The sequence below is a fragment of the Paenibacillus sp. FSL E2-0190 genome (genome assembly GCF_037992965.1).
Classification (GTDB): domain Bacteria; phylum Bacillota; class Bacilli; order Paenibacillales; family Paenibacillaceae; genus Paenibacillus_AQ; species Paenibacillus_AQ odorifer.
Genome location: NZ_CP150306.1, coordinates 5,649,431 through 5,676,305, shown reverse-complemented (window position 1 = coordinate 5,676,305; position 26,875 = coordinate 5,649,431). Strand labels below are relative to the sequence as shown.

At 45.5% G+C, this 26,875-nt stretch carries 22 protein-coding genes, 1 tRNA gene and 1 pseudogene; 15 read left to right on the top strand and 9 right to left on the bottom strand.

What is annotated here, in order from left to right:
* Positions 1-9 precede the first annotated feature (9 nt).
* The 8 genes and pseudogenes from NST25_RS24995 to NST25_RS24960 form a co-directional block, all read right to left on the bottom strand.
* A pseudogene (locus NST25_RS24995) lies at positions 10-2,892 on the bottom strand (DEAD/DEAH box helicase).
* 14 nt (positions 2,893-2,906) lie between these two features.
* Positions 2,907-3,350: an SWIM zinc finger family protein gene (locus tag NST25_RS24990; protein WP_340392710.1), complete on the bottom strand. Its 444-nt coding sequence runs from the start codon at positions 3,348-3,350 to the stop codon at positions 2,907-2,909.
* A gap of 81 nt (positions 3,351-3,431) precedes the next feature.
* Entirely contained in the window at positions 3,432-3,938 is a 507-nt protein-coding gene (locus NST25_RS24985) for a TetR/AcrR family transcriptional regulator (RefSeq protein ID WP_340392709.1), read from the bottom strand.
* Positions 3,878-4,123 (bottom strand): hypothetical protein, encoded by a 246-nt coding sequence (locus NST25_RS24980; RefSeq protein WP_340392708.1) that lies wholly within the window; start codon positions 4,121-4,123, stop codon positions 3,878-3,880. Before NST25_RS24980 ends, NST25_RS24985 begins: the two co-directional genes overlap by 61 nt.
* Positions 4,124-4,180: 57 nt before the next feature.
* Entirely contained in the window at positions 4,181-5,230 is a 1,050-nt protein-coding gene (locus NST25_RS24975; RefSeq protein WP_340392707.1) for an ABC transporter permease, read from the bottom strand.
* Complete coding sequence (locus NST25_RS24970; RefSeq protein ID WP_076129437.1) at positions 5,227-5,958, bottom strand: ABC transporter ATP-binding protein; 732 nt, start codon at positions 5,956-5,958, stop codon at positions 5,227-5,229. The genes NST25_RS24975 and NST25_RS24970 overlap by 4 nt, the downstream gene beginning before the upstream one ends.
* A gap of 658 nt (positions 5,959-6,616) precedes the next feature.
* Positions 6,617-6,826: a hypothetical protein gene (locus NST25_RS24965; protein ID WP_143762429.1), complete on the bottom strand. Its 210-nt coding sequence runs from the start codon at positions 6,824-6,826 to the stop codon at positions 6,617-6,619.
* 25 nt (positions 6,827-6,851) lie between these two features.
* The gene (locus NST25_RS24960) at positions 6,852-7,013 is read right to left on the bottom strand and encodes a hypothetical protein (RefSeq protein WP_340392706.1); all 162 of its coding nucleotides are present in this window, start codon (positions 7,011-7,013) and stop codon (positions 6,852-6,854) included.
* Positions 7,014-7,391: 378 nt separating this feature from the next.
* Between NST25_RS24960 and NST25_RS24955 the strand changes: the two genes are divergently transcribed.
* From NST25_RS24955 to pstA, 4 genes are all read left to right on the top strand, one after another.
* On the top strand, positions 7,392-8,828 hold the full coding sequence (locus tag NST25_RS24955; protein ID WP_340392705.1) for a stalk domain-containing protein: 1,437 nt from the start codon (positions 7,392-7,394) through the stop codon (positions 8,826-8,828).
* Between the two features lie 54 nt (positions 8,829-8,882).
* Complete coding sequence (locus tag NST25_RS24950) at positions 8,883-9,743, top strand: phosphate ABC transporter substrate-binding protein (RefSeq protein ID WP_038573065.1); 861 nt, start codon at positions 8,883-8,885, stop codon at positions 9,741-9,743.
* 82 nt (positions 9,744-9,825) lie between these two features.
* On the top strand, positions 9,826-10,773 hold the full coding sequence (pstC, locus tag NST25_RS24945; RefSeq protein ID WP_036685038.1) for a phosphate ABC transporter permease subunit PstC: 948 nt from the start codon (positions 9,826-9,828) through the stop codon (positions 10,771-10,773).
* Entirely contained in the window at positions 10,770-11,651 is an 882-nt protein-coding gene (gene pstA, locus NST25_RS24940) for a phosphate ABC transporter permease PstA (protein WP_076129433.1), read from the top strand. Before pstC ends, pstA begins: the two co-directional genes overlap by 4 nt.
* A gap of 1,008 nt (positions 11,652-12,659) precedes the next feature.
* Here pstA and NST25_RS24935 read toward each other — a convergent pair.
* Positions 12,660-12,733, bottom strand: a tRNA-Arg gene (locus NST25_RS24935).
* Positions 12,734-13,012: 279 nt separating this feature from the next.
* Here NST25_RS24935 and NST25_RS24930 point away from each other — a divergent pair.
* The 11 genes from NST25_RS24930 (at position 13,013) to NST25_RS24880 (ending at position 26,775) form a co-directional block, all read left to right on the top strand.
* Entirely contained in the window at positions 13,013-13,858 is an 846-nt protein-coding gene (locus tag NST25_RS24930; RefSeq protein ID WP_036685042.1) for a hypothetical protein, read from the top strand.
* A 98-nt stretch (positions 13,859-13,956) separates the two neighbouring features.
* Entirely contained in the window at positions 13,957-15,291 is a 1,335-nt protein-coding gene (tig, locus tag NST25_RS24925) for a trigger factor (protein WP_076129431.1), read from the top strand.
* A 386-nt stretch (positions 15,292-15,677) separates the two neighbouring features.
* Positions 15,678-16,268 (top strand): ATP-dependent Clp endopeptidase proteolytic subunit ClpP, encoded by a 591-nt coding sequence (gene clpP / locus NST25_RS24920; RefSeq protein WP_076129430.1) that lies wholly within the window; start codon positions 15,678-15,680, stop codon positions 16,266-16,268.
* A gap of 12 nt (positions 16,269-16,280) precedes the next feature.
* Positions 16,281-17,537 carry an ATP-dependent protease ATP-binding subunit ClpX gene (gene clpX / locus NST25_RS24915; RefSeq protein ID WP_036685052.1) on the top strand — a complete coding sequence of 419 codons (1,257 nt, stop codon included), beginning with the start codon at positions 16,281-16,283 and terminating at the stop codon, positions 17,535-17,537.
* A gap of 112 nt (positions 17,538-17,649) precedes the next feature.
* Positions 17,650-18,777 (top strand): flavodoxin-dependent (E)-4-hydroxy-3-methylbut-2-enyl-diphosphate synthase, encoded by a 1,128-nt coding sequence (ispG, locus tag NST25_RS24910; protein ID WP_036685055.1) that lies wholly within the window; start codon positions 17,650-17,652, stop codon positions 18,775-18,777.
* Between the two features lie 205 nt (positions 18,778-18,982).
* Positions 18,983-19,654 carry a BlaI/MecI/CopY family transcriptional regulator gene (locus NST25_RS24905; RefSeq protein WP_340392704.1) on the top strand — a complete coding sequence of 224 codons (672 nt, stop codon included), beginning with the start codon at positions 18,983-18,985 and terminating at the stop codon, positions 19,652-19,654.
* A 29-nt stretch (positions 19,655-19,683) separates the two neighbouring features.
* Complete coding sequence (locus NST25_RS24900) at positions 19,684-19,827, top strand: hypothetical protein (protein WP_179086850.1); 144 nt, start codon at positions 19,684-19,686, stop codon at positions 19,825-19,827.
* A gap of 1,072 nt (positions 19,828-20,899) precedes the next feature.
* Complete coding sequence (lonB, locus tag NST25_RS24895) at positions 20,900-22,609, top strand: ATP-dependent protease LonB (protein WP_038573063.1); 1,710 nt, start codon at positions 20,900-20,902, stop codon at positions 22,607-22,609.
* Between the two features lie 234 nt (positions 22,610-22,843).
* Positions 22,844-25,207, top strand: coding sequence for an endopeptidase La (gene lon, locus NST25_RS24890; protein WP_076129428.1), 2,364 nt, complete (start codon positions 22,844-22,846; stop codon positions 25,205-25,207).
* 12 nt (positions 25,208-25,219) lie between these two features.
* On the top strand, positions 25,220-25,888 hold the full coding sequence (gene yihA / locus NST25_RS24885; RefSeq protein WP_036685063.1) for a ribosome biogenesis GTP-binding protein YihA/YsxC: 669 nt from the start codon (positions 25,220-25,222) through the stop codon (positions 25,886-25,888).
* Between the two features lie 104 nt (positions 25,889-25,992).
* Complete coding sequence (locus NST25_RS24880; RefSeq protein WP_076306853.1) at positions 25,993-26,775, top strand: CpsB/CapC family capsule biosynthesis tyrosine phosphatase; 783 nt, start codon at positions 25,993-25,995, stop codon at positions 26,773-26,775.
* The last annotated feature ends 100 nt before the right edge of the window (positions 26,776-26,875 follow it).

The following is a 26,875-nucleotide window of genomic DNA, read 5'->3' as shown; positions in this document are numbered from 1 at the left end:
CGTTGTTATTTAGATCATTAGAATCTCCCGGATGTCTTGCTCTGTAAGGGTAGACAGGCTTTCTTGACCTGGCTGGATGACCTCATCGATCAAGTTCTTTTTCTTCTGCTGCAGCTCATACATCTTGTCCTCTACGGTGCCTTGGGTGACGAGACGAATTACTTGCACTACATTTTTCTGCCCGATACGGTGAGCCCGATCCGCAGCTTGCTGCTCGACGGCAGGGTTCCACCAAAGATCGTAAAGGATTACAGTGTCTGCCCCAGTTAGGTTGAGCCCGGTCCCGCCGGCCTTTAAGGAGATTAAGAAAATATCACGCTCTCCTTCATTAAATTTATTACATAAATCTACTCGTTGAGAAACAGGCGTTTGACCATCTAAATAAAAGTATGGAATGCCCTGATATCCTAGTTCACGTCCAATCAGGCCGAGCATCTCTGTGAATTGTGAGAATACTAACATACGTTTACCCGAACTGCGACATTCTTCTATAATTTCGAGCAGCTGCTCGAATTTAGCAGAGCTTCCTTCATATCCATCGACAAAAAGAGCAGGGTGGCAGCACAACTGTCGCAGACGAGTTAGTCCCGCCAGAACTTTGATCCGATTATTATTGCCGAAGCTATCTTGGGTCAAATGCTTAAGCGCCTCTTTTTTCAAACGGGCGAGATAAGCTACATATAACTTTTTTTGCTCCGGCAGCAGTTCACATGCTTGTACGGATTCGATTTTGTCCGGAAGTTCCTTTAACACATCACTCTTTAAGCGCCGCAGCAAAAAGGGACGCGCCCGCTTCGCAACCGTTTCTCTTGGTAAATCATGAAAAGCTTTTTTGCCTGGAAACAACCCAGGAACACGGTGCCGAAAATGGACCATAAATCTTCCAACGCATTCTCCACGGGAGTACCCGTAAGTGCAAAACGGTGCCGGGCTTGAAGCGCCATTACAGCTTGGGCTGTCTGTGTAGTATGGTTTTTTATAGTTTGTGCTTCATCGAGAATCAGGGTATGAAAAGACTTTTTAGCATACAGCTGAACATCTCTGCGAAGCAACGGATAAGAAGTGATGATTACATCAGCTTTTGCTGTATTTTTTAAAATCCGCCCGCGCTCAATTAGACTACCGTCTGCAATGACAGCTTTGATCTCTGGCGTGAATTTTTTAAGCTCATTAAGCCAGTTATAAGTGAGAGACGCAGGAGCGACAATTAGGGCAGGAAGTCCATTCTGACGGATCTCTGGAAGTTCTGACAGGAGAAAAGCGATACTTTGCAGCGTTTTGCCTAACCCCATATCATCCGCCAAAATACCACCAAAACGGTAATAGGCCAACGTCTTCAGCCACTGAAAACCATACTGTTGATAATCCCTTAGCACAGGAACCAGACTGTCAGGTATAGGAAAATCAAGATTCTCAGGATTCCGCATGTTCGCAAGTAACCTTTTAAAGGATCTGCCCAGCTTAATGGAGTCACTCTTAGCATCCGTGGAGGTCAAATGTAGCCCGCGAACAACGGGCAGAGAAAATTCCACCCCTTTGATCTCACCTTCCCGGATGCCTATATCATTCATAAAGGTAATGATTTCTTGAAGCTCCTCGCTCTCCAGTGGTAGCAGGGCCCCATCAGGCAAGCGGTAGTATCTGCGTTTTTCCTGCAGGGATTTCAGAACCATAACAATCTCAGCTTCTGGAATCCCCCCATATCGAATTTAAAATCAAGCCAGTCCGTCTTTTCATTCCAACTAATGCTCACCTTAGGGGTGTAGTGCTCGTAAACAGTCTTGCTTTGACTGCGGAGGTCGCATAGACCGAAAGCAGCGGTTCCAGCAGCGGAATGGTATGGTACAAAAAATCGTACTCGCCCTCTTCGTCTGTCATAATATATCCGCCCTCAGTTTTAGCGAAGGATTCGTGTTCCATCAGCTCCAGAATGCGAGCTTCTCCCTCCCCGTCTCGCAAAAGAATCAAATTCGTCCCGCGAACATGGGCTTTTTCATCTAAAGGGTTGATCACAATGTCACCATATTGGAACTCTAGTCCGGCGAGCAGCCGATCTCTCACACGGTCCAGATAAAGCCTCGCGATAAGCCTATGTTGAACAATTCGATCCGCAATGGAGTCGGCGATATGGACGTTGCCCAGCTTTTTCAGACCAGGAATAACCTTGTCCATAAAAGACTCCATTTGCTCGGGGGCAATATCGATACCATTTCGGCGGGAGGAATCCAGCATTTTTTTCATTTCAGCAAGGCGTATGCATTCTTGAGGGGATAGCTTCAGCAACTTACCTTCCGACAGTACTATCCCGTAATCTTCTAAGACCGAAATCTGCTCAAGTCCTTGAATATCCAGATGATATCCATCCTCTTCTGCCTGTTCAAATTCAAAGCTGAGTGGAGGCGCCTCATTGGACACGTGGATGCCTTCGTATAGCACCTCTTCTTGTTGCAAAAATACCGACGAGACCTCTGAAAGCGCAGGTTGAAGCGACTCCCAGAAAAAAGGAGGGACGGCCAGCAACCGATCTCCCCCAATACTCCCCCCATAAGGTGAGTAAGGAGTGACGTTATCGCGGTACATTTTTTCATTTAATACAATATCAATCAGCTTCTGTAGAACAACATTATCTTCCTTCCGGAAGCTGTAAATGGCAGGATCATAAATAAAATGTTTCGTGAACTCAAAGGATTCTCCGCGGTGTACACTTTCTAGAAATCCCCTTATTTTCTGAACAATATATAGACGTTTTGGACCGACTTTCATTTCTATACCCAGCATGGTGTGGCTGTAACTATAAGTGAACGGCTTGCATGTAAACTCTATATTTAGAGGAAGTCTGTTATCTACAAAAGCCCCCGTACCGCTAGGACGCGGTGTATGGTTGCTGAACATCCCCAGTAGGCTGCTCACGAGCTGTTGATCTTTGGACTTTCCCCCTTGTCTTGCGCAGTATCTGTAAAAATACGTGGGGTTAGAATCTCAGTATCTTCTATAGAAGACAGGTGCGAAGTATCGGTAAGCTCTGAACGATCTCGGCCAGTTTTAAGGGCGTCAACGTTGATCATTACAGCCGCGATATGTTTACAGAATGGCCCCCCATGGGAGTAGGCTGGACAATTACACTCTGCCTGGACATCCCCATCAATATCAATGACCACCATAACTTCATAGTCGATCGCCCCCTGAACAATGGCTTCATATCGAGAGCGGGGTAAATCTGGAATGGAGTCATTGTATTCTTCAACTTCAATTATATCGACACTTTCAGTTTGGTAATAAGCTAATCCTTTTTCAAAAATAGACTTGCCGCACAGCAGTTTGATTACCCGTTCTGATACACTAAAGCCCATAACATAATTCCTTCCTCATAACTTGATCTCGAAAAGTCCGAATTTAATATAGTACTTATGATAACAGAACGGGCGTGCGCATCAAATAGGGGGTGTTGCTTTACTTATTCCATGCATGATAAAAGCGATCGTCAGGTTGATTTCTTCCTCGTCGTTCCAGTCCTTATCTGGCTGCAGCAGCAAGCGATTCATCAAATAACCTACGACAGATGAGAGTGTGAAGCGTATAAGTGTGGGTGTAGGCACCTCTATGATTTCACCCTTTTCCTTAAAATGTTCAACAATATCAATCACGCGCTCCAGTATTTTGCTAAGAATATTCTCTACAAACTGCGCTCTAACTGTTGGCTGAAAAGGAATCTCCTGAATAAGAATCTTAAGAATTTTAAAATTCTTGCGGGCGAAATCCAGCCGATTGATCATAAATGCCCGCAGGAACTCCTCGAAGCTGTCGTAGGGCATATCGAGCACGCCGTTGAAATTCCGCAGCACAAAAGGCGCAAGCATGCGACTCATGGTAGGACCTACTATGGCAAGCAGCAGATCATTTTTAGTCTTGTAATAGCGAAAAATCGTTCCCTCGGCCACGCCCGCCTTCTGAGAAATTTCACTCGTTGAAGTCGCAGAGAGTATCCTTTTTCGGAGAATACCTCAATCGCCGCTTGTAGAATAGAAATCTGCTTCGGTGTCAGTTTCTCGTCTTTGCTAAGGGTCAGCAGCTCTTCTATCCACTGCTCTTCTATATTTTGTTCCGTAGAAACTTCCTCTTTCATTACAATAATCCTCCATGCTTAATTCATTTTGTTTCAATGATAATAGCTTTTGTGAAGTTACATTTTGCGATGCTTGCGCAGTGCCAATACATTCAGCAGCATAAATAGCAGCGAAAATCCTATAAGTACATAGACATCCAGTGCAATTGCGCTCCATCCTTTGCCACGGACCATAATGTCCATCAGAGCTTCTGATCCGTAATAGATCGGTGTAGCGAGGCCAACGCGCTGGAGCCACAGTGGGAGGGTATCGAGCGGGAATAATCCACTGAGGAAGATTTGTGGCACTATAATGAGCGGAATGAACTGAATCATCTGCAACTCATTGGCTGCAAAAGCCGACAGCAGTGTGCCCAACGTCAGCGCTGTCATCGATAGGAGTAATGTGATCAGCAACACGTAACCAAAGCTGCCTGTCATCATAATGCCAAGAATCTGTATGGAATACCATGAGATCAATAGCGCCTGAAAAACGGTAAATATGCCGAAACCACATACATACCCGATCACAATCTCCCATCTTTTTAATGGAGTCGAAAGTAGGCGTTCAAGCGTGCCTGTGGTTCGTTCCCTTAAGAAGGATACACCTGCAATCAAGAATACGAAAAAGAAAACAAATACGCCAATCATAATGGGACCGAAACGGTCGATCGTCTTCATATTCTCAGAACCGTAAAGATAGCTGATCTGCGGCTGTAATTGTTCCTTTGTGCTTGGAAGAAGCTTCTGGGAGATTTGTTGCAGCGTCATGATTACTGCCTTGTTGGCTGTAGGGTTGCTACCTTCTAGCAGCACTTGAGGCGTAACTTGCGAATCTCCGGCGGTTCCGTTCAAAGTGATCAAAGCGTCAATTTTTCCTTCTACTAAAGCGCCTTTTCCCAGCTCTGCGCTGGCATATTCTTTGATGGTGGCATTTTGTTCTTTTAACGCAGCTGACATATTTAGAGGTACACCGGACACACCGATTTTTGGTTCATAGGCGTCACCGTTGAAGACCAAGCTCATTAAGCTTAGAACGAGGAGTGGTGCAATGAACATTAATGCCATTGTTCTTTTATCATGAATGAATTGTCGCAAAATCCTTAAGGTGATCGCTCGGATTCTCATGAACGCACACCTCCATAATATAAAAAGGCTTCTTCAATAGAAGCTGAACCGGTGGCTTGCAGCAGTCCGGCAGGCGTGTCGGCAGCAAGCAGCTTGCCATCACGGATCATTCCGAGCCGGTCACATTTTTCAGCCTCATCCATGACATGCGTGGTCAGCACAATAGTGGTGCCTTTCTGGTTCAGCGCTTTTAGTTCCTTCCAGATGGATAGCCGCAATACCGGATCTATGCCAACTGTAGGCTCATCAAGAATAAGCAACGGCGGTTCATGCAGCAGCGCGATCGCCAATGATAAGCGGCGTTTCATCCCGCCGGAGTATTGGTCTACTCTTTTTCTTAAATGATCTTGTAAATTAACGATCTCCATTACGGCTGTGATGCGTTTGGAGCGTTGCTCCCCCTTTAGTCCATATAGCGCTGCAAAAAACTCCAGATTCTCCTTCGCGCTAAGCTCCGTGTACAAGGCATCAGACTGGGCCATATACCCAATCTGTTGCAGCATAGTCAGCTTCGGCATCGTCACGCCAAGTATTTTCACCTCGCCGGAGGTTACCTCATCGATACCTGTAAGCAGCTTCACTAATGTTGTTTTTCCTGAGCCCGATGGCCCTAATATGCCAAAGGTTTCCGCACGTTCCACTTGAAGCGAAATATCCTCGAGCACCTGTTTCTCTCCAAACGCTTTCCCGACATGGCTCACTGAAATAACTGGAACCTCTGAACCCATGTTTATCTCCTCGATTCTGAATGTTCTAGGATACTTACTTAAGTTGAAGATGTTGCTGGTGTAGAAGGTGTAGAAGGTGTAGAAGGTGTAGAAGGTGTAGATGGTGGTGATGGTGATGGTGATGGTGATGGTGATGGTGATGGTGATGGTGATGGTGATGGTGATGGTGATGGTGATGGTGATGGTGATGGTGATGGTGTTGAACTGCATTGCGTTAAACACTCTAAGTACATAATGAGTGAGTACTCACTCATTACTCTGCATCAAAAGTTAGGAATTGTAAACCATATATTTTATACAAATGTATCCCACAGTATAAGCTTAATCCCGATTGAGGTTTGTTAATTCAACTTGTCCTTTTACTATGTATATAGAGATGATTTGAATGACAGGCAAAAGTGCCACTAAATAGTGTCAGTCCGCCTAAACTAGGTAATAGAAAGGCATAAATGCCCTTAAATGGCGTCGATCCACTTAAATCAGCTAAAAGAAAGGCATAATTGCCTCAAAATAGCACGGGTTTACCTAAACCAGACAAAAGAAGGGCATAAATGCCACTAAATAGGCATGATTTAGATAAATCAAGCTAAAGAACGGTATAAATCCCGCACAATGTAACCAATCCCGCTAAAGTTAGCAAAAGAACGGTATAAATCCCTCACAAAGAGCTCAATCCGACTGAAGTCAGTAAAAGAACGGTATAAATCCCGCACAATGAGCCCGATCCTACTAAAGTCAGTAAAAGAACGGTATAAATCCCGTACAATGTACCCAATCCCGCTAAAGTTAGCAAAAGAACGGTATAAATCCCGCACAACGAGCCCAATCCTACTAAATTCAGTAAAAGAACGGTATAAATCCCGTACAATCAGCCGAATCTCCTACGATGCCCCTTACGCAGAAAGCGCCCCAACAGACCAGTTAGTTTTTAAATCGTAAGCAGCAGCCACATAATTGATAGCAGACTCTCGCCAGTAACAAGCTTCCCCCACCCGCCAAGTGATCTCCGTAATACGCTCCCCACCCGCCCAAGCGACCACCGCAATATACTCCAAGTGCCCATCGACCTCCTCAACAAGCTTTCCCACGTGCCCAAGCGAACTCCACATATACTCACCGTGCCCATCGACCTCAGCAACAAGCTTCCCCCCACCCGCCTGCAATCTCAAATTAGTCCCTAAGTCACACCAAATCCCAAACAATTCTCCAACTCAATAAGGTAACCACACCAAGCACCTTTTTACGAAAAGAGGCTGTTTTGCTCTTTAGTTCATTTGGTTTAGAGCAAGAAAATTGTTAAATGAGCTAATATACCTGATTTTTTTAAAAAAAGAATACTAGTTAATATTTCCATTACATTCCTCTGCAACAGAATTGACAATTGTAGACGAAAATGACATTAGCAGTTACCTATACGAAAAGGGTGAATCTAATTGAAAAACAGTAAATGGATTAGCGCAACGTTGGCTTCAGCACTTCTTGCAACAGTAGGCGTTGGAAGTGTATCTGCAGCTAGCACCGGCAGTAATGTAAAATCTGTAGCTACCAATCAAGTCGCTGCTGTTACAGCAGTTAAAGAAGGTACAACTACTTGGAATGTAAACGGAACGCCGATTGTGTTTAACACCATTAACAGCAGTGGTTACAAGCTTTACTCGCTGACTCAGGTAGCTGGTGAAATTGGGGCTAAGGTAGTACTGGGAACAAGCGGGTTTGAACTTAACGACAGCAAAGGACTACATAATGTGCAACTCAAAACAGGCTCAAAGAGCTATCAAGTAGATGGTAATTCCGAATCGTTCACAGTGGCTCCAGTGTTTTATAACGGTAAAACCTATGTAGAGCTGACTAAGTTAGTTATTGCATTAGGTGGAGAGCTGGACGCTGATGCTAGCACGATTTTGAGCTTTGCACGTCCGGAAGGATTGTTTGATACTTTGCACTGGACAGCAGCTGGTAACCTGATTGCGAACAAAAGTGATGCTGAAACTACTCAGCTTATCAAATTCAGTACAGAACCAGGTAACTATGAAGTGTTTTCGTCAAATGACAGTGCGGTGGACTTTGCAGTATCGCCGGATCAACAGTGGGGAGCTTTTAATGATGAGAAAGGTTTGCTGAATCTGATTAACTTGTCTAGCGGAGCTGTTAAAACACTAGGCACCGACAATAGCGTGAAGACAGATCTGGTTTGGTCCAAAGATGGGAAAAGCATTTATTTCATCCAAGGAGACAAGCAAGAAAAAATCGCTAAAATCTCAGTAGAGACTGGTGATGTTAAATCCGTATTGGCTGACAAGGTTGAGAATAAATCCGAACTGCGCATTTCTGCTGACGAAAAAAGCACCGTTTATATCGTTAATTTGACGGGTGTTGCTAAAAATGATGCAGACAGCACAGAAGATTCTCTTACGGTAGACTTCAGCTCGGCAGGAGAGCAGCTTTACAAGCTTGATCTGGCTACAAAAGATGCTAAACCAGCTGCATTAACAACTACAGCGGATAACAAGCTTTACCCAGAGATTTTGGCTGATGGAAATGTGGCATACCTGAGCGCAGATGCAGACGGCAATGCGAAGAATACCCTGAAGCTTGTAAAAGCGGACGCAACCAGCACTAATATTGCACTTGATATCGAAGTGAATTGGTCCACTGGCGTTAGCAATGGTTTGGTAGTGGCAGGTACTACGGCAGACGGAAGCACAGTGATCTATTCTATCGATGGTAGTGGTGCAAAGACCGAACTGTTCCGTACGACTGAAGATGTATCTGAAGTATCTGTATCTAAAGACGGAAGCAAGCTTGCGATTGTGAGCGGCGACAGCGTATGGGTTATCCAAGGCGGTAAAGGGCTGCAACTGACTAAATAATGATTATCCCAAACATATTTTAACGGCCTAGAGCCGAGAGGAGAAAATAGTACAATGAAAATCTTCAAGAAATTAACAGTAACGGCTTTAACAGCCGTAATCGCGGTAACCGCATCTTTTGCAGGGATTGCAGCAGCAGCAGATTCACTTAGTGGCAAAATCACCGTTAACGGTTCAACCGCACTTCTTCCATTGACCTTGCAAGCGGCAAAAGAATTCCAAAAGCTGCACCCTAAAGTAAAAATCGCAGCATCTGGTAAAGGTTCTGTAACTGGACCACAAGCTGTGAAAAAAGGCATCGCTGATATCGGCGCTTGCGACTGGGATGCTAGCATCGACGTACCAGGCTTCAAAGCTTTTGACGGACAGGTAGCGAACAAAGTAGCTGTCATTCCTTTTGCAACGATTGTAAACAAAAATGTGGGTGTAGATAACCTTACAACAGAACAACTTAAAGGCATTTTCGCTGGCAAAATCACCAACTGGAAAGAAGTAGGCGGCGCAGATGCAGATATCGTTGTCATCACTCGCTCTTTCGGTTCTGGTACCCGCGTTAACTATCAAGCTAAAGCCTTGGATGGCGGAGATATCGTTAAAAAAGCTAAGAACTACAAAGAAACAGGTTCATCCGGTGACATGAAAACAGCAGTAGGAACTACTCCTAACTCCATCGGTTATATCGACCTTGTTTATGTAAGTGGCGACGTAAAAGCAGTGAAACACAACGGTATCGCAGCTACTACAGACAACGTAATTAACGGTTCTTATAAGATTTGGGCTTATGGTTACTACATGACTAAAGGCCAACCTACTGGTGCAACTAAAGAATTTATCGAATACGTACAAAGCAAAAAGTTCCAACAAGGTTCTCTGAAAAAGCTTAAATTCATTCCGATCGCAGCAATGAAGGGTTAATAACATCTGAAGATCATATTGAACGGTAACAGCGGCCAGCCCCGATTTTGATACGGGGTTGGCCGCTTACAGGAGGGAAAGTATGGGGGCACCAGTCCACAACCTGGCAACTAAGGTTAAGGAGGGCGTTACAGAAGTTAGCGCCAACTCCAAACGTCACAGTAGACATATGTTTAGCAACCGATTATTCCGCTTTTATTTCTTATTCAGCATTCTTGCACTTTGCTTCGTGCTTGGACTTGTAATTCTATTTATCGGCAAAACGGCGCTGCTTCTGTTTGGTCATCTCTCGCCTGCGGACTTTTTCTTTTCTTTTAACTGGACGCCTGAAGAGGACTCCTTTGGGGCTGCTGCCTTCATTGTAAATACACTTTCACTGACGGCTTTGACCCTGCTGATCGCAGTACCTATTTCTGTGGGTATGGCCGTGCTCTGTGCGGAGATTGCTCCAAAGTGGATGAAGACCTTCATTCGCCCGGTGCTCGATTTGCTCGTTGGTATTCCTTCTATAGTATATGGTTATTTAGGCTTAACGGTATTACTTCCTTTTCTGCGTAGAGTTAGTGGGGAGAGCTTGGGCGATGGATTACTGGCTGCGGCCCTCGTGCTCGCATTAATGGTCCTGCCAACAATTTGCCGAATCAGTGATGATGCAATTGTCGCTGTTCCACGCAAATATCGGGATGCTGCGTACGCTCTTGGATCTACCCGTCTGCAAGTTATTATGCGTGTTGTTTTGCCTGCGGCTAGCAGAGGGATTATCTCAGCAGTCATCCTCGGGATGACTCGTGCTGTGGGGGAGACAATGGCTGTAGTTATGGTTATCGGAAACACACCACAGTTGGCAAAAACCTTATTTACACCTGCCTCGGTCTTGACTAGTAACATCGTTATGCAAATCTCGAATGTAGAGTTTGAATCAACCTGGAATTATGCCCTACATATGATGGCCTTTCTTCTGCTGGTGATTTCATTTGTACTGATTCTGATCATCCGCGTGCTGGGTAGAAAAAGGAGGGATGCAGCGTGAACGGATTCGCAAGTACAAAGCATACAGCGCGTGCTCAGAGACGCAATAAGCTCGCGACTATTGGGTTTTATACGCTTGGGGCTTTAGTTATGCTGCTAATCTTCTGGCTGCTCTTCACGATTCTTAGTAAAGGTCTGCCAGCACTGCGGCCTGACTTCCTGATTAAACAGCCTGAAGAGATTGACATAGGTGGCGGGATCGGTCCTGTACTTTTCAACTCTTTTTATATTTTGTTCATCTCGCTGCTTATTTCCGTCCCTATCGGTTTAGGTGCGGGGATTTATATGGCGGAGTATGCTCCGGATAATGCTTTTACAGGCGGCCTGCGTATATGTGTAGAAGCTCTCTCTTCGGTTCCTTCAATTGTATTTGGTATGCTTGGACTTGCGATATTTGCTGAATATTTTGGAATCGGCCTGACGATTCTTGGCGGTGGGGTAAGCTTGGCGCTTTTGAATCTGCCTATGCTTGCACGTGTGACGGAGGAAGCGATTCGTGCTGTTCCTGGGGAGATGCGTGAAGCTGGATATGCACTGGGCATGACTAAATTCCATGTGATCCGCACAGTAGTTCTACCCGTTGCAATGTCAGCCATTGTTACTGGGATTTGTCTCGTTGCTGGGCGCGCCTTCGGGGAGTCTGCGGTTATTATCCTTACCGCTGGCCTCAGTACCTCGGGCGAAATGTGGGACTTTAATCTGTTCTCGCCGGGAGAAACCCTGGCAGTGCATCTATGGTATGTACAATCTGAAGCAATTGTAGAAGATGCGCGGCAAATCGCTGACAAATCAGCAGCCGTACTCGTATTTGTAGTTCTGTTTATTAACTTTGCTTTCCGTTTTCCGCTCTGGCTCGGAAATCGCCGAAAAGGGCGCTGATTCGCTTATATAGGAAGAACATGCATAAAAAACTGTCTCTCGGCGAGAAATCGCCGTGAACAGTTTTTTTATTCCCGATTAAATAAGCAAAGGTACTCACATCCTTCGATAAAATTGCTAATGCGCGTGTCTTTTGAGTAATTGGATTGGCCACGCTTATAGAGAGCTAAAAAAGTTTCCATATTTAAAAATCAGAAATGGGAATGTGAAGAGTAATAGTCGATGAGTAGTGAGCGATGAGTGGTGAGTAATGAGTAGAGAGTGATGAGTGGTGAGTGGTGAGTGGTGAGTGGTGAGTGGTGAGTAGTGAGTAGTGAGTAGTGAGTAATGGTGATAAGAGTGGTTTTTAATTGCACTTTATGCATTTATTTTTGATGGGGATAGGTTTGTTTGGGTTTAATTGTACTTTGTGCAGTTAAAAATGGTGAAAAGGCCATTCTAGGCGTAAATCTGAGAATATAAGTGTATGAAATGCAATTAAAGCGAGTTTTGGAGGTAAAAGGGTACTTTTAGTTGCAGAAAATGCAATTAGATAGCATGTAGCGGCGTTTCTCCGGAAAATTAGCCGTAATGTTCTAATGCGGCGGGGGATGATGTGGAACTGACTCATAAAAACTGATCAACGATTGCTAAGCTCACATAACCCTGAGCCCCAATGAGTTCTAAGTGTGACCAAGTCCGAGCGAGCATCAAAAGTTAAGCTCCATCGACTCATAGCCCGACGAGGCATGGGTTTTCACTGAATTCTAAGCTTCGAATGCTAAGCTCTATCGGATCCTGAGCTCCGACAAGGCTAAAGTTTTCATCAAGTTCTGAGCTTGGAATCCAAGCTCCATGAACCCCTGAGACTCGGCTAATCTAGAGCCGCGAATCTTTAAGCTCAGTCGTTCAGTCGTCTATTCGTCCCAGTGACTCCCTGAGCCCCGCCCATTCCTTCTCCTGAGCTCCGCCCAACCCCTCCCCTGAACACAGAAACAGCCTTCCCGAAGGAAGGCTGTTTCTATATGACGTCCCGGAAGGGATTCGAACCCCCGACCGTGCGCTTAGAAGGCGCATGCTCTATCCAGCTGAGCTACCGGGACATGGTTGCTGGCAGAAAAGCAAGCAGGAATTATCATATCATATGGGGTGTTTTTTTTCAAGCTGTTTTTTAAAAAGAGTACGGGGTATGCTATAATCTACAATTATTAAGTTTCGGAAGAAGCTTAAGGTATTAATAACTTTTATAATGGTTAGGATTCCATTCACATAAGTAGACATAAGGAGGTGCCCTCATTAAACATTCGGATTCCCCCGCCACCAAAGAGAATATCGTCCTGTTCCCCAAGACACTGGACTATTATCAAATCCAGCTGACGGTGATGCTGGAAAGTGAACGCTACGGGGAAGCGATGGAGCTGCTTCGTTTTTTGCTGCAGTGTCAAGGACAGGAAGAGCGAAATTACGAGGAATGGCGGTCCCTGCTGGAATGGCTCGAAACGGCATTTCCTTACGCGTCCCAGAATGGAGATGCGGAGGGAGCTGTTCACCCCGAAGACGAAGATTTAAGGGAAGAGGATATGGCCCGCTTTTTGGCTAAATCTAAAATGAACGAGGATACGGGGTATCCCAAAAAGCTGCTGCAGCGGGTGATGAATGAGCCACTGTCTGAGGCGACAATACTTGCACTAGAGCAGCTATCCTATCTGGAAGGTGGCGGCGTTGACGAGGAGCTGACCACTTGGCTACAGGGGGATAATGTTCATCCACTGCTGCAATTTCGGACCTTGCAGACGCTTAAGCGGCGTGGGATGCAGGGAACAGTGAAGCTGATTCGCGGACATGAAAAGGTACTTGTAGAGATCGAGAGCGTGCCACTGCAGACGGAGGATTTTCCTCCGCAGGTGAGTCATGTGCTGGAGCGGGTAGCCGGGCAGGCTGAGGTGCATGAGCCTACGCTGTATTATTTTGCACAAGAGCTCTGGGGTCAGTTCATCATGTCGATTTATGGGTCGGATGAATATCGGAAATTGCTGGAAGGCGAAGACGTTTTGCTGGATATTTGGGCAGGAGCGTTGCACCAATTTGTTTCTGAGAGTTTAAACGGCTCCCGACAAGAGGAAGAGACACGTGGAATGTATGGCATCACAGACGGCATGCGCTTTCAATTTGAGGGAGCTTATCGTGCTCTCAAGGGTTTTGTAAAGACTTCTCTACTTGATAAATAAAGTAATGTTGTATATAATATAATGGTTATTCTGTGCGTGGATTGTATCATTATTTGAAGTAAACTTGTGAACCTATATTTTGGAGGGAAAAGTATAATATGAAAGCAACATGGGAAAAAATAGAGAAGAACCTTGGAGTTCTTGAAGTAGAAGTAGACGCAGAACGCGTAACAGCAGCACTTGATAAAGCTTTTAACAAAGTCGTTAAAAAAGCTAACGTACCAGGCTTCCGTAAAGGTAAAGTACCTCGGCCGATCTTTGAATCCCGTTTTGGTGTAGAAAGCTTGTACCAAGATGCAATCGACATTCTTCTTCCTGAAGCTTACGGTGAAGCAGTTGAACAGACTGACATCTTCCCTGTAGACCGTCCTGAAGTTGATATTGAGCAATTTGCTAAAGGCCAATCCTTTATCTTCAAAGCGAAGATCACGGTTAAACCTGAAGTGAAGCTCGGCGATTACAAAGGTCTGGAAGTTCCAGTACAAAAAGCTGAAGTGACTGAAGAAGAGTTGAGTGCTGAACTTGCTCGTCTGCAAGAACGTCATGCTGAGCTTGTAGTAGTTGAAGAAGATGCAGCAGCTAACGGCGACATCGCTGTAATCGATTTTGACGGATATGTTGATGATGTACCGTTTGAAGGCGGAAAAGCTGAACGTCACTCTCTTGAGCTTGGCAGCAACTCCTTCATTCCAGGATTCGAAGAGCAAGTGGTAGGAATGGCTACTGGAGATTTCAAAGATGTTGAAGTTACTTTCCCTGATGAATACCATGCAGAGAACCTTGCGGGTAAAAAAGCAGTATTCAAAGTGAAGCTGCACGAAATCAAACGCAAACAACTTCCTGCATTGGATGATGAATTCGCTAAAGATGTAAGTGAATTCGAAACTTTGGATGAGTACAAAGCAGATCTGAAAGCTCAGCTCGAATCCCGTAAAGAGGAAGAACTGAAAGGCCTTCGTGAGAATGCAGTTGTTGATAAAGCAGCAGCTAACGCTGAAGTTGAAATCCCTGAAGCTATGATCAACAGTGAAGTTGAGAATATGGTTCGTGACTTCGACACTCGTCTTCGTCAACAAGGTATGAACATGGATATGTTCCTTAGCTTCTCCGGCCAAACTCGTGAAGACTTGCAGAACCAAATGAAAGGCGATGCTGAAAAACGCGTTCGCAACAACCTGGTATTGGAAGTTATCGCAAAACAAGAGAACATTGAAGTTTCCGAAGAAGAAGTTAACGAAGAGTTGGCTACTATGGCTGAAGCTTACAAACGTACTCCAGAAGAAATCCGCAGCATCTTGGCAGCTAACGGTTCACTGGGCAGCTTGAGCGAAGAGCTTTCGTTGCGTAAAACCATTGATTTCCTTGTTAGCAATAGTGTAGAAGTTGAAGCAGTAGAAGAAGCACCAGCTGCTGAAGACACTAAAGCTGAGTAGGATATTTTAAAATTATAAGAAGGTATAAGTTTCACTTTATACTTTATTCTTATAATTCTCGCATAAACGCTTACCGTCCTTAAAAGGACGCCGAAGGCGTTTTAGCTTGACACTACCTAGAACGGCCAAGTTACACGGCCTCCATACAGATATGATAAGGCACGTAAGTTTCGTTACGTGCCTTATTTTTATCCTCGGCCGCAAATATATGTGACTACATAGGTATCCGTATGAACGTATGGCAATAAGGTAATAGGGGCGGTAACGTCACAATTCACAAGCAGCGGACTGTCCACTGTAGTGAAAAAATGACATCGCGCCGTGAACGTGTTAAAATATTTCTGAAACGATAAGACTAATCTGTACAGAGAAAAGAGGTTGGTGGCATGAGTCTGGTACCAATGGTTGTGGAATCAACAAGTCGTGGAGAACGTTCGTACGATATCTATTCCAGATTGCTCAAGGATCGCATCATTTTCTTAAGCAGTGCGATTGACGATGATGTCGCCAATCTGGTTATTGCTCAATTGCTGTTTTTGGCAGCAGATGATCCCGAGAAGGACATTCACTTGTACCTCAACTCACCCGGTGGTTCAGTAACAGCCGGCATGGGTATATACGATACGATGCAATATATCAAACCGGATGTTTCAACCATTTGTGTAGGGATGGCAGCAAGCATGGGATCGCTCCTTCTAACAGCTGGGGCGCCGGGCAAAAGATATGCGCTGACCAACAGCGAAGTTATGATTCATCAACCGCTCGGCGGTGTTCAAGGTCAAGCGTCTGATATTTGGATTCACACTGACTGGATCCTCAAGACGAGACAGAAGCTGAATCAAATTTATGTAGATCGCACAGGTCAGCCCCTTGAAAAAATCGAACGGGACACAGACCGCGATAACTTCATGAGCGCGGAAGAAGCCAAGGAATATGGGCTTATTGACCAGGTTCTTTCTTCACCGATGAAATCTTAAAGGGGTGGTTAGATGTTTAAATTTAATGATGAAAAAGGGCAATTGAAATGTTCTTTTTGCGGTAAATCACAAGAGCAGGTTCGTAAGCTTGTAGCAGGACCGGGCGTTTATATATGTGACGAATGTATCGAGCTTTGCACGGAAATTGTGGAAGAAGAGCTCGGTCATGAGGAAGAGCTTGATCTGAAGGATATTCCAAAACCAAAGGAAATTCGCGATATTTTGGATCAATATGTAATCGGTCAAGAGCAAGCGAAGAAATCTCTTTCTGTAGCGGTTTATAACCACTATAAGCGCGTGAACAGCCAAAGCAAGATCGAAGATGTTGAGCTGACGAAGAGTAATATCCTTTTGCTCGGTCCAACAGGTTCTGGTAAAACCTTGTTAGCACAAACGATGGCGAAGATTATCAACGTTCCTTTTGCTATTGCAGACGCTACTTCCTTAACGGAAGCTGGTTATGTTGGCGAGGATGTTGAGAACATTCTGCTCAAACTCATTCAAGCTGCAGATTACGATGTGGAGAAAGCCGAACGCGGCATTATCTATATTGATGAAATTGATAAAGTAGCACGTAAATCCGAGAATCCGTCCATTACTCGTGACGTTTCCGGCGAAGGTGTACAGCAAGCGCTTCTGAAGATTCTGGAAGGAACTGTTGCTTCTGTGCCTCCGCAGGGCGGACGTAAGCATCCTCACCAGGAGTTTATTCAGATCGACACGACGAACATCCTGTTCATCGTTGGCGGTGCCTTTGACGGTCTGGAGCAAATGATTAAACGCCGTATCGGTAAAAAAATCATTGGCTTCAACGCAGCAGTTGAAGGACAAAAGGATCTTAAGCCTGGCGAATATTTGTCGATGGTATTGCCTGAAGATTTGCTCAAATTCGGTCTTATTCCTGAATTTGTAGGCCGTCTGCCAGTCATCTCGACTTTGGAGCCGCTTGATGAGAATACGCTTGTACGTATCCTTTCCGAGCCTAAAAATGCACTCACTAAACAATATATCAAGCTGCTGGAAATGGACAACGTAGCGTTGAAGTTCGAACCATTGGCACTCGAAGCAATTGCCAAGGAAGCGATCAAACGTAATACGGGAGCCCGTGGACTGCGCGCGATTATTGAGAGCATCATGCTCGATGTGATGTATGAAGTTCCTTCACGCGATGATATTAAGGATTGTGTGATCACGGAACAGGTCGTTCAGGAGAAAGCTTTGCCTGAGCTCAACCTTAAGAAAGACAAGAAGAAAGAGGAAAGCGCGTAAGCCGCTTTTCCTTAACAATACATGTCACAGTCTCCACCTTTCTTCCGCTTATCCCGCTTCACATTAGCGGGAGCGAAGGGGTGGAGCTTTGGCGTTATGGGGGAGAAAAATCATGTTCTTGAGACACCAAACCCGTCCTGTCAATGTTGGCGGGCTCATTATTGGGGGAAACAACGAGGTTGCGATTCAAAGCATGTGTACAACCAAAACCGCTGATGTAGAGGCTACTGTAGCTGAAATCTTGCGGCTTGAGGAAGCAGGCTGCCAGCTAGTACGTGTAACTGTCAACAATGAAGAGGCGGCTGCCGCAATCAAGGAGATCAAGAAACAGATTCATATCCCACTCGTAGCGGATATTCATTTCAACTATAAGCTAGCGTTGATGGCTATCGAGAACGGCATCGATAAGGTACGGATTAATCCGGGGAACATTGGTCGTCGCGAAAAGGTAGAAGCGGTAGTTAAAGCATGTAAAGAAAAAGGAATTCCGATTCGGATTGGTGTAAACGCCGGTTCTTTGGAGAATCACCTTTTGGAAAAATACGGATACCCAACCCCAGAAGCTATGGTAGAAAGTGCGTTATACCATATTGGTATTCTGGAGGAACTGGATTTCCACGACATTATCGTTTCTCTAAAAGCATCCGATGTGCCAATGGCCATCGAAGCTTACCGTCAGGCTGCGGAAGTCATCCCTTATCCACTGCACTTGGGGATTACAGAATCTGGCACATTGTTTGCTGGTACAGTGAAGAGCTCCGCAGGTATTGGTGCACTGCTCTCTATGGGCATCGGCAGCACACTGCGTATCTCGCTTAGTGCCGATCCAGTTGAAGAGGTTAAGGTGGCGCGTGAGCTGCTGAAGACGTTTGGTCTGATCTCTAACGCGGCGACGCTGATCTCATGTCCAACTTGCGGCCGACTGGATATCGATCTTTTCTCCATCGCTAATGAGGTGGAAGAATATATTTCGAAGCTTAAGGTGCCTATTAAAGTTTCTGTCCTTGGCTGTGCTGTTAACGGTCCTGGTGAAGCACGTGAAGCAGATATCGGTATTGCTGGCGCTCGTGGGGAAGGTTTGCTTTTCCGCTACGGACAAATGATCCGTAAAGTGCCTGAAGCTGAACTAGTGAACGAGCTGAAGAAGGAAATTGATGCGATTGTGGTGGCTTACGAGGCAACGGGCGAAATCCCAGGCCGCGCCCACGCTAACCTTGCACCTCCGGTGCAATCGAAGTAACTTGGTTTGAATGGTATTTATAAAGAAATTTTCAATCTCATAATATTATAAACACTTCTTAGCATCGTATAGTAATTTTGGGCGACGTTAGGTAAGTAGTGATCTAAGTGGCGAAGAACGTCCTGTGCAGTTCCGGTATATCCGGGGCTCATGGGGCGTTTTTTTTTGCGTTTATTTCCTATTTTGGAGGAAGGGATGAGTAAACATGAACTATGAACAAGCCCATGAAAAATTTATTGCGCATCATCTTGCAAGCAGAACGGGCGAACGGCGGGGAAGGCTGGAGAGAGGTCATGGCCACGCCGAGAAATTATTTTTGCAGAATGTCTGGTGGCCGCTTCGTGGTGATTTCAATAATCTTCATCCGGAGTATGAGGTGCTGGATTTACAAAGACGAGCTTATTTTGCTGATTTTGCTTTTTTGCCGGGGCCGATCAAGCTCTTGTTTGAGATCAAAGGGTATGCAGCTCATGTAAGAGACATGGATAGGCTGAAGTATTGTAATGAGCTAAATCGTGAAACTTTTCTGTACGGAATGGGTTATCAAGTAATTTCATTTGCCTATGATGATGTTGAACAGCGCCCTGAGTTATGTGTTACACTGCTGCGTTTGGCGCTAAGCCGCTACCAAATTGTAGATGCACCGCGTGGCAGACTGCTAATCGCTGAGAAGGAAATCATGCGTTTAGTGGTGCGTCAAGCTGGGGTGATACGCCCTAAAGAAGTCGCTGATTATTTCACGCTAGATCCCAAAACAGTACGCATGATGCTAAAGAATCTCTGTGAAAAAGGCTGGCTTACCCCTGTGAACAGGGGGATCGGCGTCAAAAATGTTGAGTATAAGCTGGCTCGTGATGTTCTTTATTACTGGGATTGATATTTGTAAAGGCTGGTGGTTGATGGCTGATGGCTGATGGAGCAGGTGTAGCAGAAGTGTTTGATGGGGCTGATCATATAGGCGTAACAATGTTGGCCATGGCTTTTGCTGAAGGTGGAAATTTGAAAAGAAGGTATGTGAAGGAGCTTGATGTGAAGTCCGTTATGAAGTAAAACGCAACAATTAGGGAAATTCTCCCTGAAATAAGCCGATTATGGCTCAAATCAAGCTTATTAGGGAAAAACTCCCTAATAAGAGGAGCATTTCTCCCATTTATGTGTGATTCGTCCAATAATCAGGGAGGATTTCCCTAATTGGCAGCTTTGAGGTCGTGAATCAATGATAAATAGGGAGGATTTCCCTAATTATTTGGCAGGGTACCAATGATACTTAGATTTTTGTACTAAATAGGATGTTTCTACGGGCATAGGAGATACAAAGGGATATGTTCAGCAAATTAAGTTAACTCTGCATCTTAGAGGTAAACTGACGTAACTTCTAGAAGTAACCCACCGTCCCTAGCTAACTCAACTTCTAAAAGTAGCTCACCATGCCCAGCTGGCTTAGCCTCTAGAAGTAGCTCACCGTCCTCAGCTAACTCAGCTTCTAGAAGTAGCTCACCATCCCCAGTTAACTCAGCTTTTAGAAGTAACCCACTGCGTTCAGCTGACTCAGCTTCTAGAAGTAGCTCACCATCCCCAGTTAACTCAGCTTTTAGAAGTAACCCAATGCGTCCAACTGACTCAGCTTCTAAAAGTACCTCCTCGAACTCAACAAAATAAACGTCTACAGGAAACTCCAGACGCCCTTACCCTTTGCGCTACGCACAACTAGGTTCCTTACCCCCACGTAGCACCGATCACGATCCTCAGTTACTAAGTATGACGATTCCCCTTAACACCACAGTTACTCAAATTCCCTTTCCACTAATCTCTCCCTCATTTCTCCGCATTTCTCCTTCATTCCTCTTCATCTCTTCATCTCTTCATCTCTCCTTTACTTCCGCACTCCTCCGCATTCCTTCCTCTCTAACCTCCTCAACAATCTCCTTTTTTTTAAAAATTACCTAAGCTACATTCACACTCCCACACTCATTAATGCCCTTATAGTTAATTATCAGAGTCTATCCTACTGCAACAATTCAACAAATCCTTAAATTCGCGTTTACTAATTACCGAAACGGCTATACTACCTAATAGTAGCCAAGGGTGGAAAGGTAGACTGAACGAAACAGGAGGATGACCTATGGAATTAAGTATAGTTGTGATGATCGTGCAGCTCTTTTTCGCGCTGGTTATCGGCGTATACTTTTGGAATCTGCTGCGGGGTCAGAAGACAAATAAGACAGCGGTAGAACGAGAGTCGCGCAAGGAACTGGACAAGTTACGGAAAATGCGGATGATTACATTAACTAAACCATTGTCGGAGAAAACACGTCCGGCTTCTATTGGAGATATTGTCGGGCAAAAAGATGGGCTGCGCGCCCTCAAAGCCGCACTTTGCAGCGCTAATCCGCAGCATGTGATTATTTATGGTCCGCCGGGAGTCGGCAAGACTGCGGCAGCACGTGTTGTCATGGAAGAGGCGAAAAAGAATGTGCTTTCTCCTTTTAAAAGTGACGCCAAATTCACAGAGATTGACGCCACTACCGCTCGTTTTGATGAGCGTGGTATTGCTGACCCGTTGATCGGCTCTGTGCATGATCCTATTTATCAAGGTGCAGGGGCCATGGGTGTGGCGGGTGTGCCACAGCCGAAACCGGGCGCGGTGACTAAGGCGCATGGCGGGATTCTTTTTCTGGATGAGATAGGAGAGCTTCACCCTATTCAGATGAATAAGCTGCTTAAAGTGCTTGAGGACCGGAAGGTCCTGCTAGAGAGCGCTTATTATAATTCGGAGGATAATAATACTCCGGCTTATATTCATGATATTTTTCAAAATGGATTGCCTGCCGATTTCCGTCTAGTTGGCGCTACTACGCGCTCTCCGGATGAGATTTCACCTGCGCTGCGATCGCGCTGCATGGAGATTTATTTCCGCCCGCTGCTGCCGGATGAGATTGCCGTCATCGCGCGTGACGCGATACAGAAAATTGGGCTTAAACCAAGTCCGGAAGCAGTCACTGTGGTGCAACAGTATGCAACCAACGGCCGGGAGGCAGTTAATATGATTCAGTTGGCTGCCGGATTAGCTTTAACTGAGCAGAGAGATACACTAAATGCTGCTGATGTGGAATGGGTGGCAGGCAGCAGCCAGCTTCCGCTGCGTACGGAACGCAAGATTCCTTCGGCACCGCAGATTGGATTAGTCAATGGTCTTGCCGTGTATGGGCCAGGGATGGGTACTCTGCTCGAAATCGAAGTTTCCGCAGCGCCTGCTGTGAACGGCCAAGGCAGATTGAACGTGACAGGTGTGGTGGATGAAGAAGAGATCGGTGGAGGCTCCCGCACGATTCGGCGAAAAAGTATGGCAAAGGGCTCAGTTGAGAATGTATTGACCGTACTGCGTACGATGAATCTGGAGCCCGATCGTTATGATCTACATGTGAATTTCCCAGGGGGTACACCGATTGACGGACCTTCTGCTGGAGTAGCGATGGCAGTAGCAATTGTCTCCGCTATTCGTGGACTTCCCGTGGATAACACGGTAGCGATCACAGGTGAGATAGGCATCCATGGTCGAGTTAAGCCAGTGGGTGGTGTAATTGCCAAAGTAGAAGCTGCTTTTCAAGCTGGAGCCACTACAGTGCTTATTCCAAAAGAAAACTGGCAGTCGCTCTTCGCTGACCTCGCACCATTACGCGTTATTCCAATGGAAACAGTAGAAGAGGTGTTCCGTCACCTGTTCGGTGCCGATACAGCTGATGTAAGGCTGCCTGCAGTTGCTGGAGAGCTGTTCTCCGCTGCACCTTCACTCCTAAAGGCCGATGCGGCTGGTGAATCTGCAAAGGGTTAAACTAAATTGATCCCTAATTCGAAGAATAAGGTGAGATTTGTCGCTGTAAAATAAAGGAGGCTGCAGGCAATTCTGCTGCTTCCTTTTTAAATGCTACAAGAAACGTTGTCTCTATTTATGGAAAAGCAAGTCGGTTCTTCTTGAAATCTAAGGACTCTGTTGGTGTTTTGAGGCTGCTTTTGTTAGAATGAATGCATATGAGATTAATTGAGAGCCATGGGAGGTGCGAAAGCGATGATGACAAATAAAACAAAAGGTCGTCGTTTTCCTTTATTGCCGCTAAGAGGGCTTCTTGTGTACCCAAGCATGGTTCTTCACTTGGATGTGGGCCGTGAGAAGTCAGTTCGGGCGCTAGAGAAAGCTATGGTTGAAGATAATTTGATTCTTCTTTGTTCCCAGTCGGAAGTGAATATTGAAGAGCCAGGTCAGGACGATATTTTTCGGGTCGGTACTGTCGCCAATGTGCGGCAAATGCTGAAGCTTCCAAACGGTACGATACGTGTACTGGTTGAAGGTGTAGAACGGGCCGAAATTATTAATTATATCGATAATGATGAGTACTATGAGGTTATGGCGCGTGAGCTGCCGGAAGATGAAGATAGCGATCAAGAATGTGACGCGCTGATGCGTACAGTACTCAATCAGTTCGAACACTATATTACGTTATCCAAAAAAGTGACCCCAGAGACCCTCGCTGCTGTATCCGATATAGAAGAGCCTGGTCGACTTGCGGATGTCATTACGAGTCATTTATCGCTAAAGATTAAGGATAAGCAAGAAATTCTCGAGACGATTGATGTCAGTAAACGGCTGGAGAAGCTTCTTGATATTCTTAATAATGAGCGTGAAGTGCTGGAGCTTGAACGTAAGATCAATCAACGTGTCAAAAAGCAGATGGAAAAGACGCAGAAGGAATATTATTTGCGTGAGCAAATGAAAGCGATCCAGAAAGAACTCGGCGAGAAGGAAGGCCGGGTAGGAGAAGCGGAAGAGCTGCGGACGCTAATGGAAGAGAAAAATGTTCCAGAACGTGTGAAAGAAAAGATGGAGAAAGAAATCGATCGGCTGGAAAAAATGCCAGTCAGCTCTGCGGAAGGCGGCGTTATTCGCAACTATGTAGATTGGCTGCTCAGTCTCCCTTGGAGTGAACAGACAGAGGATGATCTTGACATCAAAAAGGCCGAGCAGGTACTTGATGAGGATCACTACGGTTTGGAAAAACCGAAGGAACGGGTATTGGAATATTTGGCCGTTCAGCAGCTGGTTAAGAAGCTTAAGGGTCCGATTTTATGTCTTGTAGGTCCTCCAGGGGTGGGGAAAACCTCACTGGCTCGTTCCATCGCCCGTTCGCTCAATCGCAAGTTCGTCCGTATCTCGTTAGGCGGTGTACGTGATGAGGCGGAGATTCGAGGTCATCGCCGGACTTATGTAGGTGCGATGCCGGGCCGGATTATCCAAGGCATGAAGACGGCGGGTACGATTAATCCGGTTATCCTATTGGATGAAATCGATAAGATGGCTGCGGATTTCCGTGGAGATCCATCTTCAGCGCTGCTTGAGGTGTTGGATCCAGAACAAAACAACACGTTTAGTGATCATTTTGTAGAGCTGCCGTTCGACTTGTCGAACGTAATGTTTGTAACAACAGCGAACGTAGTGCATAATATTCCGCGTCCTTTGCTGGATCGAATGGAAATGTTGTTCATTCCGGGATATACGGAACTGGAGAAACTGCAAATCGGCAGCCGTTATCTATTACCTAAGCAGAAGAAAAACCACGGTCTTGCAGAAGATCAACTGATTATCGAAGACGATAGCTTATTACGCATTGTCCGCGAATATACCCGTGAATCCGGTGTTCGTAATTTGGAACAGCAGATTGCAGCATTATGCCGCAAAGCTGCGAAACAAATCGTGTCTGAGGAAAAAGAGAAAGTGGTCATTCTTCCTGACGACATCAAGGATTATCTTGGGGCTTCTAAATATCGTTACGGTATGGCTGAGCTTGAAGATCAGATCGGTACGGTCACTGGGCTAGCTTGGACTGAGGTCGGTGGAGATACACTGTTGATCGAAGTTACGGTTGTGCAGGGAACAGGTAAACTAACCCTTACCGGACAGCTTGGCGATGTAATGAAGGAGTCGGCACAGGCAGCATTCAGCTATACTCGTTCGAAGGCGGAGGAGCTGGGGCTCCAGCCCGATTTTTATGAGAAGATTGATATTCATATCCATATCCCGGAAGGTGCAATTCCGAAGGATGGTCCGTCTGCAGGGATTACGATTGCAACCGCATTGATCTCCGCGCTCACGAAACGTTATGTTTCGAAGGATGTGGCGATGACAGGTGAAATCACCTTGCGGGGACGTGTACTGCCCATTGGTGGATTGAAAGAGAAATCCCTTGCGGCTCACCGAGCTGGATATAAAAAGATCCTTCTTCCCAAAGACAATGAACGGGATTTGAAAGATATTCCTGAGAGCGTACGTAATGATGTTGAGTTCGTACCTGTATCTAATATGGATCAGGTCTTGCATCATGCGTTAGTTGAGCATCATAATGAAATTAGCAGTGAGCCACCGAGTAGTGTGCATTAGAAAGGAAGTCCTATGAAAGTTAATATTGCCGAATTTATTATCAGTGCCGTTGGCCCTGATCAGTACCCTGATGATTCCTTGCCAGAGGTTGCTCTGGCAGGGCGTTCCAATGTGGGGAAGTCTTCCCTCATTAACCGAATGATTAACCGTAAGAATCTGGCTCGGACAAGCTCCACGCCTGGTAAGACACAACACATGAACTATTACCGTATCAATGAAGACAGCATGTATTTTGTTGACTTTCCAGGTTACGGGTATGCCAAGGTTTCCAAGACGCAACGCGCGGTATGGGGTAAAATGGTTGAAAAATACCTCTCTGAGCGCGATACGTTGAAGCTTGTTCTGCTTATTGTGGACCTGCGGCATTCGCCTACCAGCAATGATAAGATGATGTTCGACTGGTTGAAGCATTATGATCTTCCTATGTGCGTTGTAGCGACCAAAGCGGATAAAATTCCTAAGACACGCTGGCAAAAGCATATCAAGACCATGAAGCAGGAGCTGGGCGTGCTGCCAGGGGATAATTTTATTCCATTCTCCTCGGAAATTGGTCTCGGCAAAGACGAGCTTTGGGGCTTAATCGATGGGTATATTCGCCCTTCTGAGAATGAATCTCCGGATTCAGAGGATGCTGAAATGATAGCAAATGAATCTCAGCAAGAGGAGTCAACCGAAGCGTAAGATATGAACTCATTTACAATCAAGCAACCATTCCTGGTGGGAATGGTTGTATTTTTTTGTTGATAAAACTAAAATTTCTATGGAAAAGGACCGATAGATAACATATGATAGATATTCATTGCCACATCTTACCCTTTTTGGATGACGGAGCCTCTGATTGGGAAGCTGCTCTTGCCATGGCGCAAGACGCCCACAGAGAAGGGATTACTTCAGTCATCGCCACGCCACATCATGCCAACGGTCAATATATGAATAATGCCCCCAAGATTAAAGAAGCTGTGGAGATGATGAATGAGAGACTTCGTCAGGTTGGTAATCCACTGCTTGTTCTTCCAGGTCAAGAGATCCGTATCTACGGTGAACTTCTGAATGATCTGGAGCGGGGGGAACTGCTGAGTCTTGCAGATTCGCGGTATATTTTACTGGAAATGCCTTCTTCACGAGTACCACGTAACATGGAAGAAATCTGCCACGAGCTGATCATTCAAGGGTTCGTTCCGGTCATCGCCCATCCGGAGCGCAATGCTGAAATAGCTGCTGATCCTTCTAAACTAGAGAGACTGATAGAGCTAGGATCACTTGGGCAGGTAACCGCACAGAGTCTTGCAGGCGTTTTCGGGAATAAGCTACAGAAATTGTCGCTGGAGCTATGCCGTAGAAATGCAGTACATGTGTTGGCCTCTGATGCACATGACAGTGTTCATCGTCCTTTCGGATTAAACGCTGCTTATGTGGTTATGGAGAAAGAATTAGGCCCTGAGATGCGTGACTATGTTCGCGGCAATGCTCAGCAAATTATGACCAATGGCGAGGTTATTCATGGAAAACACGTACAAACAAGGGGAAACCGACAAAAATTGTTTGGATTTTTTTTCCGAAAGGGCTGACTAATCTACCTAATAGTGGTAGAATGGGTTTTATTGGGTGATTTAATGCTATACGTAATAGCGTAGCATTTGGGCGAATTGTTCTAGGTCTATGGTAGTA

Coding starts and splice junctions, on each gene's coding strand:
- NST25_RS24880 (WP_076306853.1), top strand. CDS start 25,993: ATGATAGATATTCATTGCCACATCTTACCCTTTTTGGATGACGGAGCC.
- NST25_RS24970 (WP_076129437.1), bottom strand. CDS start 5,958: ATGGGTTCAGAGGTTCCAGTTATTTCAGTGAGCCATGTCGGGAAAGCG.
- yihA (WP_036685063.1), top strand. CDS start 25,220: ATGAAAGTTAATATTGCCGAATTTATTATCAGTGCCGTTGGCCCTGAT.
- clpP (WP_076129430.1), top strand. CDS start 15,678: ATGAGTCTGGTACCAATGGTTGTGGAATCAACAAGTCGTGGAGAACGT.
- NST25_RS24930 (WP_036685042.1), top strand. CDS start 13,013: ATGCTGGAAAGTGAACGCTACGGGGAAGCGATGGAGCTGCTTCGTTTT.
- NST25_RS24905 (WP_340392704.1), top strand. CDS start 18,983: ATGAACTATGAACAAGCCCATGAAAAATTTATTGCGCATCATCTTGCA.
- lonB (WP_038573063.1), top strand. CDS start 20,900: ATGGAATTAAGTATAGTTGTGATGATCGTGCAGCTCTTTTTCGCGCTG.
- NST25_RS24980 (WP_340392708.1), bottom strand. CDS start 4,123: ATGAAAGAGGAAGTTTCTACGGAACAAAATATAGAAGAGCAGTGGATA.
- NST25_RS24990 (WP_340392710.1), bottom strand. CDS start 3,350: ATGGGCTTTAGTGTATCAGAACGGGTAATCAAACTGCTGTGCGGCAAG.
- lon (WP_076129428.1), top strand. CDS start 22,844: ATGATGACAAATAAAACAAAAGGTCGTCGTTTTCCTTTATTGCCGCTA.
- clpX (WP_036685052.1), top strand. CDS start 16,281: ATGTTTAAATTTAATGATGAAAAAGGGCAATTGAAATGTTCTTTTTGC.
- NST25_RS24900 (WP_179086850.1), top strand. CDS start 19,684: ATGGCTGATGGAGCAGGTGTAGCAGAAGTGTTTGATGGGGCTGATCAT.
- NST25_RS24950 (WP_038573065.1), top strand. CDS start 8,883: ATGAAAATCTTCAAGAAATTAACAGTAACGGCTTTAACAGCCGTAATC.
- NST25_RS24975 (WP_340392707.1), bottom strand. CDS start 5,230: ATGAGAATCCGAGCGATCACCTTAAGGATTTTGCGACAATTCATTCAT.
- pstC (WP_036685038.1), top strand. CDS start 9,826: ATGGGGGCACCAGTCCACAACCTGGCAACTAAGGTTAAGGAGGGCGTT.
- tig (WP_076129431.1), top strand. CDS start 13,957: ATGAAAGCAACATGGGAAAAAATAGAGAAGAACCTTGGAGTTCTTGAA.
- ispG (WP_036685055.1), top strand. CDS start 17,650: ATGTTCTTGAGACACCAAACCCGTCCTGTCAATGTTGGCGGGCTCATT.